This window comes from Rubripirellula amarantea, assembly GCF_007859865.1.
GTDB classification, from domain to species: domain Bacteria; phylum Planctomycetota; class Planctomycetia; order Pirellulales; family Pirellulaceae; genus Rubripirellula; species Rubripirellula amarantea.
In genome coordinates this window covers 3486785-3499951 of the sequence record NZ_SJPI01000001.1, presented here as the reverse complement: position 1 = coordinate 3499951, position 13167 = coordinate 3486785, and the positions used below count along the sequence as shown (strand labels likewise).

Sequence of the window (13167 nt, the reverse complement as noted above, 5' to 3'; positions counted from 1 at the left end):
GAAATGAATCAACAATCAAACCAGCCGCGAGACGGATTCACGGCACTGAAGCTCAGCCTCGAAGACAGGCAGCCTGCAGGTTTCGCCCTGCATTAATTTCACTAAGCCGGCGGCGGCGGCCTCGCCCATTTCGTTGCCGGGCTGACGCACCGTCGTTAGCGGCGGGCACATGTAAGCGGATTCGCCCTGGTCATCGAAACCAACGATCGACACATCCTCGGGAACACGAATGCCTTTACGCTGGAGCGCCAAGCGGACGCCATAGGCAACCATGTCATTGGCGCAAAACACTGCGCTAAACGGCTTGCCTCGCATCAGCAATGTGTTGACGGCCATGATTCCTGACTGAGCCGAGAAGTCACCTTCGAGTACGAGCCCTGGATCGACCTCGATGCCGGCTTCACTTAACGCAAGTCGGTAGCCCTCGTATCGGCGGATCGCATCCTGGTGACAGGAGATCCCGCAAACCATCGCAATGTTGCGATGGCCAAACTCAAGCAAGTGCTTCACGGCATTGCGAGCGGCACCGACGTTATCAACAAACACGCACTGATCTTGCCAACCGGGAACTTCTTTGCCAACGACGATGGTGGGCAAGCGATCCTTCAGGTCACTGAGATCTTGTTCGGAAATGTCGCCACCGAGCAACAACAGCCCATCGACCTTTCGCCCCAGCACGGTGCGAATGACTTCTAGTTCAGTGCTCTCTTCCCACTGACCATCAACGAACAGGGGCGAGTAGCCCGTTCCGGCGAAGCCTTGAATGACGCCCTGGCTAATCATGTCATAGAACGGACTGCCGAGCTTCTGCGTCACCACCCCGACGGTCATCGAAAGGCCGCTGGCTAACGAGCGGGCAAAGAAGTTGGGTTCATAGCCCAGCGACTTCATCGCATCAAGGACAGCCAAGCGTGTTCGACTATTGACGATCGCCTTGTCATTGATCACGCGCGACACCGTGCTCTTAGACACGTTCGCACGTTCGGCGATGTCTTTGATCGTGGTGGTGCTCATACTCATTGACTAGCTCGTACCCTTGGCCCTAAGGAAACCAACGCCCACCGAAAGGAACGCCCCAAGAAACGGGGGGTTACGAAGCCACAGTGAAACCGGTTTCAACCCATAGTACAGGACTCCAGGCACCACTGCAACCGTTTTCAGGAAACTATTCCGCAATTAAGCTTCTTTGCAGGCAAGACGCATCAAATCCTATGAAACCGGTTGCGTAGCGGTTCCGTTTGGATTCATATGAGGGTGCGTTCTCGCGCCAGTGCGATGCAACTCATCGCGATGCATCTCATCGCGATGCAACTCATCTCACTTTCTGGCACTTTCCCGGGCACTGGACCTGAAGCATGGAAAAGACGACTGACCCGGCGCCCCTGGCTGCTCCGACCCCCGCGGCTGACCTGGCTCCCGCGGGACCCAGCTCGCAAAAGCTCGGTGTGACGGAAAAAGTGGGTTACGGACTTGGCGACACTGCTTCGAACCTATTTTGGAAGACGTTCGAGTCTTTCTTGATGTACTTCTACACGGACGTGTTCGGCCTGACGGCCAAGTCAGCGGGCACCTTGATGCTGGTGACCCGAATCTGGGACGCCATCAACGACCCGATGGTAGGCTACCTTGCCGATCGGACCCGCACGAGCTGGGGTCGATTCCGTCCGTACTTGGTTTGGATGTCCGTTCCGTTTGCCATCACCGGCATCCTAACGTTCTACACGCCAGATGTCGGACCAACGGGAAAGCTGATCTACGCGTACATCACCTACACGCTGGTGATGATGGCCTACACGGCAATCAACATTCCGTACGGCGCGTTGATGGGCGTGATCACACCGAACTCGATTGAACGCACTAGCGTGTCGACCTATCGCTTTGTCGCTGCCTTTTGCGGCGGGATCGTGGTTCAGTACTGCACCCTTGGCATGGTTGGTTTTTTTGGGGGAACAGAAACTACGATCGTCGATGGAGTAGCGAAAGACATCGTGGTGGACGAACAAAGCGGTTTCTTCTGGACGATGGTGGTCTACTCGGTCGCGGCGGTGATCCTTTTCTTGATCACCTTCGCCACAACTAAAGAACGAGTTGAACCGTCCGTTGCATCGGAGTCGACATTCCGCGCCGATTTGCGTTTCGCATTGACGAGCTTGCGAGTCCACCAAGTCTTGCTGCTAGGCTTGACGCTGCTGGCGTGCCTAACGACGGGAATGGCCACGGCAACCTTGTTGCCAATCTTAGCGGCCTACTTAATCGGCAGCGCCGTTTCGATGGTAGTCCGTGGCGTAGCGAAGAAGCGATTCGCGGACGTGTCGGGGCCATCCACGCTTGAATCCGACTTCAACGACTTGATTTCCAATCGACCTTGGTTGGTTTTGTTTGGCTTTGGCTTGTTCCAGCTAACCGGCCTGTTCATTCGCGGCGGTGCCGTTTTGTATTACTTCAAATACTACTGCGGTGACGCCGATCTGGCACCTCCGTTTTGGGTATCGGGTAGCTTCGCAGCCATCGCGGGCATGTTGTTGACCAAACCGTTGACCCGCATCTTCGGCAAGAAGAACTTGATGATCGGCACGAATTTCAGCGTGGCGGTCCTGTACGCATCCTTCATCTTTCTTGGCCCTGACCAGATCAGTTTGATGTTTGCTATCCACATCGTGGCCTCATTTATCGGAGGCCCGGTGCCCGTGTTGTTGTGGGCGATGTATGCCGACACGGCTGACTACTCGGAATGGCGGAGTCAGCGTCGGGCTACGGGCCTTGTCTTTGCCGCAGCCACGTTCTCACAAAAGATGGGATGCGCCGTTGGCGCTGCGATGACAGGCTTCGCCTTGGATTTCTACAACTACTCTCAACCCATTGAGGGCGTGGACCAAGCGCAATCGGATGTCACCATGTCGGGTTTGCGAATGATGATGAGCGTAATTCCCGCGGCATTCCTTTTGACGGCTGCCGGTTGCCTGCTTCTTTACAACATCAGCCGACAACTCGAACAACAAATTGAGGCTGACCTGCAAAGTCGCAAACAAAGCGATTGGCCGGAAACCTAAGCCTGACACCTCTCGTTCCCTTCATTTCTCGCCTCGATGCTATGAGTAGCAGTTCCTTGAGTACCGATTCGCAACCTCCCTCGTTCGATCAACCTTCGTCCAATCAAACGTCCGATCAAACATCGTCCAACCCGGCCGGTCCAGTGTCTTCGCCCGAGGCGATCGGATCGCTAGGTCCAGAGACTCATTCCGCAGACGTTGATGCATCAATCAACGGCGAGTGCGCCAACACCGGAACTGGCAACGATGTAGGGAACAAACCTTCACAGGACATCAGCGCTCAAGGCAACCGCGCTCAAGGCAACCGCGCTCAAGGCAACCGCGCTCAAGGCAACCGCGCTCAAGACAACGGTGTTCAGGACAACGGTATTCAGGGGCAATACGTGACCGCCGACGGACAATGCTGGTACAAGATCGGCAACGTTCATCGCATGCGAGACTTCTTCGTTAGCGTGGTCAGCTCAAGCGACCATTGGATGTTCATCTCTAGCAGCGGTGCCTTGTCCGCAGGTCGACGGAACGCGGAATCGGCTCTATTCCCCTATTACTCGTCGGATAAAATCCAAGACCATGCTGGACGCACGGGCCCGAAAACGATTGTGCGTGTGGCTCGCCCCGATGGTCAAACCGAGTTGTGGGAACCATTCTCAGCCGCTCCCATTCGTGACCAAAGTCGTTCGAGAAATCTGTACAAGAATGCCTTTGGCAATCGCCTTCGTTTTGAAGAGGTGCATCACGACCTAGGACTTTCGTTCTCGTACACTTGGTCCACCGGCCACCGATTCGGATTCATTCGTCGCTGCGAATTAGTCAATCTGCGAGATGCTCCGCGCACAATTGACCTCACCGATGGACTCGAAAACCTATTGCCGCCTGGTCTTGGCAAAGATTTTCAACTCCGGTTCAGCAATCTGGGAGACGCTTACAAAAAGAACGAACTGCTCGGCGGATCAGGCATCGGGTTGTATTACCTCAGTTCGATTCCCACTGATCGAGCCGAACCCAATGAGGGCCTGCGAACGACGGTGGCCTGGCAGCATGGGTTGCCACATCCAACAGTTTCACTCAGCAGTGAATCACTGGAAAACATCCGACGTGGGGCGGCACCCGTTGAGCAACACGACGTCCGAGGTCGGCGTGGTGCCTACTTTGCATCGCGTCAAGTCGAGCTTTGCCCCGGCGAGCCGCTGCGATGGACGACCGTTGCCGATGTCAACTACGACCACAGTGATGTTGTCGAACTCGACGAGTTTTTGACAACTTGCTCGGACGTCAACGCCAAACTGGCTCAAGATGAAGAAGCCAACGAAGAACGATTGCTGCAAATCCTTTCCTCCGCAGACGGCGTTCAGATGGGCGCCGATCGAATGCGAACTGAGCGTCATAAGTCCAATGTGCTTTTCAATGTGATGCGAGGCGGACTTCCCGCTAACGGATACGAAGTCAAAGCCGATGACTTCCGACACCACGTGCGACAGGCCAATCGCTCAGTGGCGAGCGGATGCAAAGCATTCCTGGACTCCCTGCCCGAAACGCTTTCGATGGCTGACTTACAAGCTCGCGTTGCTCAATCGGCCGACTCGAACTTGGTGCGATTGGCATCTGAATACCTACCGCTTTGCTTTAGCCGGCGGCACGGTGACCCCACGCGGCCGTGGAATGAGTTTTCGATCGATGTGTGGACCGAAGATGGCGAACCGAACCTCAGCTATGAAGGAAATTGGCGCGACATCTTTCAAAATTGGGAAGCGTTGTCGATTGCGTTCCCCAACTACCTTGCCAACATGGTCTTTCGGTTCGCCGGCGCTTCAACAGCGGATGGGCACAACCCTTACCGAATAACGAAGAACGGATTCGAATGGGAAGTCCCTGATGCCGACGACCCTTGGTCGAACATTGGTTATTGGGGCGATCATCAAATCATTTACTTCCAAAAGCTTTTGCAGTGGGGCCGCTTAATCACTCCGGATCGACTAAACGAGTGCTTGTCCCAGGACACTTGCACTTACGCAAACGTGCCGTATCGCATTCGTTCGCACAAACAAATTTGTTTGAACCCTCAAGTCACGATCGACTTCGATGATAGGCTCGCCGAAGTGATCGCACGACGCGTTGAATCGGTTGGCAGCGATGGCAAGCTTTTGTGGAATGAAAATGATGAACCCTATCGCGTCAGCTTGACCGAAAAACTGATTGTCCCTGCGCTGGCAAAACTCACCAACTTCGTTCCCGGTGGTGGAATCTGGCTCAACACCCAACGTCCTGAATGGAACGACGCGAACAACGCACTTGTGGGACGTGGGTTGTCCATGGTCACGGTCTGTTACCTTCGTCGATACCTCACGTTTTTAATTGACTGGTTCTCAAGCAACGAAGCCTCTCTTCCCAGCGAAGTCTTGATCTCACGTGAAGTTTGGCAACTGATACAAAGAGTGCAACAAATCCTGATCCGCCATGCCAGCTCATTCGATAGCGATACCGGCGAATTGCTCGATGCTCGGACTCGCAAGGTCATTTTGGATCAACTAGCAACTGCCGGTTCAGACTACCGAAACGATCTTTACGAACATGGATTGTGCGGACAACGAGAGTCGCTTTCGCTCTCATCGTTAGTCGATCACTTCGTCGCGGCGCGGAAAATGGTTGACCACACGATCCGGGCGAATCGTCGCGACGACGGACTGTATCATTCCTACAATTTGCTTGACATCGAAGACGAGTCGGCGAATGTGACTCACATGTACGAAATGCTGGAAGGGCAAGTTGCCGTACTGTCCAGCGGACTGCTTAAGCCCCAGGAAGCCCTGGAAGTGCTCGATGCTCTGCGAAACAGCCGCATGTACCGCGAGGACCAGCATAGCTACATGCTGTACCCCGACCGAGAGCTGCCGCGGTTCATGGAAAAGAACATCGTCCCAGCGGCCGCCGTTGCTCGATCTCGCCTGCTAACCATGCTGGTCGATCAATCTCACACCTCCGTTGTTCGCAAGGACTTGCGAGGAAACGTTCACTTCAATGGCAACCTTCGCAACGTCTCTGACTTCAAAGCCGCACTGGATGCGTTGAGCGACGACGAACGGTTCAGCGACGCCGTTGCTCAAGAACGAAGGCAACTATGCCAATTGTTTGAAGAGACGTTTGGTCATCAACACTTCACCGGCAGATCGGGAACATTCTTCGGATACGAAGGGTTAGGGTCAATCTATTGGCACATGGTGTCAAAACTATCGCTAGCCGTGATGGAACAGTGTTTAGTTGCCCAAAGCCAGTCCGATCGACAAGTCATTCAAAGATTGCACGAACATTACCAAGACGTACGAAACGGCATTGGCACCACGAAAACCCCGCTGCAATACGGCGCATTTCCGTCTGACCCGTACTCTCATACGCCCAGCGGTGCTGGCGTTCAACAACCCGGCATGACTGGTCAAGTCAAGGAAGATATTCTTTCTCGCTGGGACGAAATTGGCATTCGACTTTCTGACGGTCAGGTCCGCTTTGATCTCGCTTTCTTTGAAACATCAGAACTGCTCGAAGCCGATGCCTCGCTGGAATACTTCGACGTCAACCACCAACGGCGATCTCTAAAGGTACCTGCGGGTTGCTTCGCGTTCACGCTATGCCAAGTACCGATTCTGTATGAACGTCACAGCAGCCAACGAATATCGGTTGATCGCAAAGACCAATCGACAGTGGTACGCGACGACTTGCTGCTAACAAGCGAAGAAAGTCGCTCACTGTTTAGTCGCGACGGAGAAATCTCGAGCATCAAAATTCAATTCCCTTTCGACACCGCCAATCGTTGAGCGTTGTCTCCTGCAATGGTTCTCTCTCGCAATCTCAGGACAATTCCCATGATTTCATCCATGCACCGAATCCTTAGCACGATGGCGATCGCGACCCTGCTTTCCGCTTCGCATGTCCGCAGTCAAGAAGCAGTGGCTGACACCGACGTTCGTGAACTCAAGAGCATGACGCTTGTGTGGAGTGACGAATTCGATGGCGATTCGCTTGACTATTCAAAGTGGGGCATCGAGGTCAACGCGTTTGGCGGCGGCAATGAGGAGTTGCAGATATACACGGATCGTCGTGAAAACGTACGAGTCGAAGGGGGATCGCTCGTCATTGAAGCTCACCGCGACAATGCAAACGTTAACGGAACGCAACGAGAGTACTCGTCAGGCCGGTTGCGAACGAAGAATCGCGGTGAGTGGAAATACGGACGCATCGAAGTCCGCGCCAAAATGCCTGTTGGACAGGGCATTTGGCCCGCAATTTGGATGTTGCCCACCGATGACGCGTATGGTTCATGGGCGTCGAGTGGTGAAATCGACATCATGGAGTACCGCGGCCAAACACCGAACGAAGTGATTGGCACTTTGCATTACGGTGCACCATGGCCCAAGAACAAATACACCGGCGCCCCGTATCAGCTAGCCGAGGGTACGTTCGCGGACGACTTTCACACCTTTGCGGTGGATTGGCAAGAAGGAAAAATCACCTGGCTCGTTGACGGAAAAGCGGTTCAAACGCAAACGCAGTGGGAATCCGATGGTGGCGAATTCCCGGCTCCGTTTGACCAGCGTTTCCACCTGCTGTTGAACCTTTCGGTGGGCGGCCACTTCGTCGGCAATCCCGACGCGTCCACGACGTTTCCGCAAGCGTTCTTGATCGACTACGTTCGCGTGTATCAATAATCGCTAACGCGATGACCAGATTGCTTGTCGGCCCATGACTCAATCACAACTTGATGACGACGGATTTCGTTTGCAGGTAGTTTTCGAGTGCTGCGTGCCCCATCTCGCGGCCCCATCCCGATTGCTTGTAGCCACCGAACGGCAGCGATGCGTCGAAGATGTTATAGCAATTGATCCAAACGGTTCCCGCTTTGACGGCCTTGGCGAATCGGTGAGCCTTGGAGATATCTTTCGTCCAAATCCCTGACGCTAAACCGTAGGCCGAATCGTTAGCTTGGGAAACCAAATCACCGTCGTCACTAAATGGCATCGCGGCGACAACCGGTCCGAAGATCTCTTCGCGAACCACCGACATATCAACCGAGGCGTCCTTCAGCACGGTAGGCTGCACAAAATAACCGGGTCGATCTAGCGGTGCACCACCGGCTGAGGCCTGAGCACCTTCGGCAAGTCCAGCTCGCAGATAACCACTGACACGCTCATGTTGCTCGCGGGAAACCAAAGGTCCCATTTGCGTCGCGGGATCAAAACCACTGCCGACTTTTAGATTGTTCGCGATCTCACTGACGCCAGCGACCACCTCGTCATAAATTCCTTTCTGAACGTAAAGTCGCGAACCAGCCGAGCAGACTTGACCTTGATTAAAGAAGATCGCGTCTGCCGCCCCCGCAATCGCCATGTCGATATCAGCGTCATCGTAAATCACATTTGGACTCTTACCGCCGAGTTCCAAGGTTACCTTTTTCAGGTTACCCGCAGCGGCCTTGATGATGATCTTGCCAACCTCGGTCGAACCGGTGAAGGCGACCTTGTCAATCAAATCGTGCGAAGCAATCGCCGCCCCCGCGGTTTCACCAAACCCAGGAACAATGTTAACCACGCCAGCAGGGATGCCGGCTTCCAATAGCAACTCACCAAGCCGAAGGGCCGACAATGGAGTTTGCTCGGCTGGTTTCAAAACAACCGTGCAGCCAGTTGCCAGCGCGGGAGCAAGTTTCCAAGCCGCCATCAACAGCGGAAAGTTCCACGGAATGATTTGGCCGACAACGCCAATTGGCTCTCGCATAGTGAACGCATGGAAATCAGCGTCGGGTGCGTAGGGAACGCCAAGTGAAAGCGTGTCGCCTTCGATCTTCGTTGCCCAACCGGCCATGTAGCGGAACATGTCCGCGGCGAGAGCGACATCAGCGGCCTTGGCAACATTGAAGGGCTTGCCGTTGTCAAGAGTTTCAAGCTGAGCCAGTTCATCCGCGTTTTGTTCAATTAATTCGCCGACCTTCCAAATCAACTGGCCCCGCTGGGAAGGTGTCATTTTGGACCAGGGACCTGAATCGAACGCCTTCCGTGCTGCCGTGACCGCCAAATCGATGTCGGCCGCGTCACCTTCGGCTACCTGAGCAACCACTTCGTCGGTAGCGGGATCAAACACGTCGAAGTTCTTACCGCTCTTTGCGCTAACCCAGCGGCCGTCGATCAAGAGCTGTTTGGGCGAACTTAAGAACGATTGAACGGAATCAAACAGGGGTGAATTGGCGACTGCAGACATAATAAAATCCACCGAATCGAAAGAATGAAGATGAGAAGGCGACTCTTCTTAGAATAAGGGATTTGCCAATCGTATGCCTCTATCGCCTCAAAAAAGTACCACCAAACCTTGGTCCGCTTGGCCTGCCTAGTTGCTATTCACGGTTGATCAACGATATTCGGGGAAAGAAATATCTTGTTGCCCCTTGCACGATCCATCTGACACGAACAATTTCATGACTGGCCCCCGCCCAGAGAACTCCACCGACGACCTCCGCATCCGCGCTATGAAGGCCCTGGTGCCGCCGAGCGAATTGATGGCCGAAATCCCCGTCACACCGGCGATTGCCGAAACCGTCGTTCGTGGTCGAACTGGGATCCAAAAAATCCTTCGTGAAGAAGACGATCGGTTGGTCGTCGTCGTTGGACCATGTTCCATCCACGACCCCGAAGCGGCGTTAGATTACGCAAAGCTGTTGGTCACCGAGCAACAAAAGCACGAAGGCGAACTGCTAATCGTGATGCGGGTTTACTTCGAGAAACCTCGAACCACCGTGGGTTGGAAAGGCCTGATCAACGACCCGAACCTCGATGATAGCTTTGAAATCAACCAGGGACTTCATACCGCTCGAGGACTATTGCGAGACATCAGTGCGATGGGTTTGCCAGCAGGCACGGAATTCCTGGATCTCATCAGTCCGCAGTACATTGCCGATTTGGTCGGTTGGGGAGCGATCGGGGCACGCACCACCGAGAGCCAAGGACACCGCGAGTTGGCATCGGGCTTGTCATGCCCGGTCGGATTCAAGAATGGCACTAGCGGAAACGTCCAAATTGCTGTCGATGCGATTTGTTCAGCTCAAAATCCTCACCACTTTCTATCGGTCACCAAAGAGGGCACCTCTGCGATTTTTGCAACGCTGGGCAACAGCGATTGCCATGTGATCATGCGAGGTGGCACGCATACGAACTACGACGCCGCCAGTATTGACGCTGCATCTGAGTTGTTGGAAAAAGCGAGTCTGCGACCTCGCATCATGATCGACACGTCTCACGCCAACAGTCGCAAGAAGCACACGCGTCAGCGTTACGTGTGTCGAGACATCTGCAGCCAAGTTGCTGAAGGTGACACTCGCATCATGGGCGTGATGGTCGAAAGTAACCTTGTCGAAGGGCGACAAGATCTCGGCGCGGGCGAATTGGTTCGAGGCAAGAGCATCACCGATGCATGCATCGGTTGGGATGAAACGGTCGCCATTCTGCAAGACCTTGCCGACGCGGTCACGACGCGTCGCAATCTTGGCTAGTCAATGTGGCGCAGATTGACGGGTAGCCGGGATTGACAGGTAGCCGAGATTAATCGGTAGCCCGCGTTAATTGGTAGCCCAGAATCGACAAAACGTCGCAGGCGTGAAAACGTCCGCGTGAACACGAAACCAATCCTCAACCCAATCTTCACATCGCTCGATCCCCCATTCTCACGACGAAAGATTTGGTTGTTCCGAAAATGCGAACTTCGTGCTTTATTTGTTTGGCCATGATCGCATTGGCGAGAAAAGATCCCGCTCGCTGCTTGCCGGTCATCCAACCGTGAATCGAATCCGCTATCCTGGTTCTTCGATTCGTACTTCTTACGAACACGCTCTCTCCCCCCATACTCTCTCTCGCCTCCTCCCTTTACTCACCTCATTTTCTCCATGACCAAGTATCAATACGTCGATTACCTTTGGGACGATTCACACGCAGCCAAGCTCGATCCGGTCGAACGATTGGTCTACCGGTCCAATATTCTTGGAACCGACCAGCGCATCACTAACACCGGTGGCGGGAATACCTCAAGCAAGATTCATCAGAAGGACCCGTTGAGCGGCGAAACCGTGGATGTCTTATGGGTTAAAGGCTCTGGCGGCGATTTGCGGACCAGCAAGCGAGAAAACTTTTCGTCGCTCTACCAAGACAAGGTCATGGGCCTTCAATCGGTCTATGCCGCTCGATCGGACAAAGGCCTTAAGTCGCCTGCCGAAGACGAGATGGTGGGCATGTACAAGCACACGACGTTCAACCTGAACCCTCGTCCGACCTCGATCGACACACCGCTACATAGCTTCATTACTGGTCGCCACGTCGATCACATGCACCCCAATGCGATCATTGCAATTGCGGCATCAGAGAATTGCGAAAAACTGACGGCTGAGATTTTCGGTTCGGATATGGCCTACGTGCCCTGGATGCGTCCCGGTTTTGAACTTGGACTCGCGATGCAACAGATTGAACGCGACCAGCCAGACGTTCGCGCCATCATGATGGGACAACACGGCTTCATTGCTTGGCACGACGATGACAAAGCCTGCTACGAACAAACACTCGACATGATCGAGAAAGCGTCCGCATTCATTGAATCGCGTTACGAAGCAAAGGGCGGACACGCCGCTGCCTTTGGCGGTGCGAAGTACGAAACCATGGGTGACAAAGAACGACTTGCCATTGCCGCAGAAATCATGCCGTGGCTGAGAGGTCGAGTCAGTGGCAGCCGACGCATGATTGGTACGCTGCAAAGTGATGACAAACTCATGCGATTCGTCAACTCGAACGACGCAGCTCGCTTAGCCGAACTTGGCACTAGTTGTCCCGATCACTTCCTGCGTACGAAAATCAAGCCGCTGTACGTTGATTGGAATCCGCAAAAGGAAGACATCGCTGCTTTAGAAGCCAAACTCGAAGCGGGGCTGACTCAATATCGTCTCGACTACGCGGCTTACTACGAAGCGTGCAAGCACGACAATTCGCCGGCAATGCGAGACGCCAATCCGACGGTCGTCTTGATCCCTGGTGTTGGAATGATCGCCTGGGGCAAGAACAAGTCCGAGTCGCGAGTCACCGCTGAATTCTACAATTGTGCGGTAGAAGTCATGCGTGGCGCCGAGGCGATCGATCGCTACATTTCGTTGCCTCAGCAAGAAGCCTTCGACATTGAGTATTGGTTGCTCGAAGAAGCAAAACTTCAACGCATGCCACCTGAAAAGGAACTCGACCGCCAAGTGATTTGCGTGGTGGGCGCAGGCTCAGGCATCGGTAAGGAAACCGCACACCGACTCGTTCGCGACGGAGCCCACATCGTTTGCGTCGACCGTAACGCGGAAGCAGCGCAAGCCACCGCGAAAGAAATTACCGACAAGTATGGTCTGGGCATTGGCGTCGCGGGCACGGGTTTATCCGGTTGCGGACCAGCGGTCGGCTTGGCTTGCGATATCACCAAACGCGACACCATTCGCACCATGCTTGACGAGGTCGCTATCTGCTATGGCGGGTTCGATTCGGTATGCGTGACCGCAGGCATCTTCGTGGCGGCCGATACTACCGGTCACATTCCCGATGACGCATGGGCGCTCACTTACGCGATCAATGTGACGGGCAGTTATATGGTGGCTGATGAGGCGGCCAAATCGTGGCGACGCCAAGGCCTTTCGGGCAAACTTGTGTTGACCACAAGTGCTAACGCGGCGGTAGCCAAGAAGGGAAGCGTTGCCTACGACACCAGTAAGGCTGCCGCGAACCACTTGGTACGTGAATTGGCAATTGAACTGGCTCCGCTGGTTCGCGTGAACGGCGTTGCACCGGCGACCGTGGTTCAAGGAAGCGCGATGTTCCCACGTGATCGCGTGATTGGATCGCTCGCCAAGTATGACATCCCCTACACCGACGACGAGCCAACCGAATCGCTAGTCACAAAGCTTGCTCAGTTCTACGCCGATCGCACGTTGACTCGTTCACCGATCACACCCGCCGATCAAGCTGAAGCTTACTTCTTGCTGGTGAGCGATCGCTTGAGCAAGACCACCGGCCAAGTGATTACGGTCGATGGTGGTCTGCACGAGGCATTCCTCAGGTAGCAGCAT

7 protein-coding genes are annotated in these 13167 nt (G+C 54.4%); 5 read left to right on the top strand and 2 right to left on the bottom strand.

Annotated elements, in window-relative coordinates:
• Positions 1–15 precede the first annotated feature (15 nt).
• Entirely contained in the window at positions 16–1020 is a 1005-nt protein-coding gene (locus Pla22_RS12795; protein WP_146514959.1) for a LacI family DNA-binding transcriptional regulator, read from the bottom strand.
• A gap of 335 nt (positions 1021–1355) precedes the next feature.
• Here Pla22_RS12795 and Pla22_RS12790 point away from each other — a divergent pair, with 335 nt between their 5' ends.
• The 3 genes from Pla22_RS12790 to Pla22_RS12780 are packed head-to-tail and all read left to right on the top strand — an operon-like array spanning position 1356 to position 7747.
• Positions 1356–3050 carry an MFS transporter gene (locus Pla22_RS12790; RefSeq protein WP_146514958.1) on the top strand — a complete coding sequence of 565 codons (1695 nt, stop codon included), beginning with the start codon at positions 1356–1358 and terminating at the stop codon, positions 3048–3050.
• Positions 3051–3106: 56 nt separating this feature from the next.
• Entirely contained in the window at positions 3107–6856 is a 3750-nt protein-coding gene (locus tag Pla22_RS12785; protein ID WP_207310347.1) for a hypothetical protein, read from the top strand.
• Positions 6857–6904: 48 nt separating this feature from the next.
• Positions 6905–7747 carry a glycoside hydrolase family 16 protein gene (locus Pla22_RS12780; protein WP_165440627.1) on the top strand — a complete coding sequence of 281 codons (843 nt, stop codon included), beginning with the start codon at positions 6905–6907 and terminating at the stop codon, positions 7745–7747.
• Between the two features lie 43 nt (positions 7748–7790).
• On the opposite strand, the gene Pla22_RS12775 is transcribed toward Pla22_RS12780, so the two are convergent.
• Positions 7791–9293: an aldehyde dehydrogenase family protein gene (locus Pla22_RS12775; RefSeq protein ID WP_146514956.1), complete on the bottom strand. Its 1503-nt coding sequence runs from the start codon at positions 9291–9293 to the stop codon at positions 7791–7793.
• A gap of 214 nt (positions 9294–9507) precedes the next feature.
• Here Pla22_RS12775 and Pla22_RS12770 point away from each other — a divergent pair, with 214 nt between their 5' ends.
• Positions 9508–10578 carry a 3-deoxy-7-phosphoheptulonate synthase gene (locus Pla22_RS12770; RefSeq protein ID WP_146514955.1) on the top strand — a complete coding sequence of 357 codons (1071 nt, stop codon included), beginning with the start codon at positions 9508–9510 and terminating at the stop codon, positions 10576–10578.
• Positions 10579–10968: 390 nt separating this feature from the next.
• Positions 10969–13161 (top strand): bifunctional rhamnulose-1-phosphate aldolase/short-chain dehydrogenase, encoded by a 2193-nt coding sequence (locus Pla22_RS12765; RefSeq protein WP_146514954.1) that lies wholly within the window; start codon positions 10969–10971, stop codon positions 13159–13161.
• Positions 13162–13167: the final 6 nt, after the last annotated feature.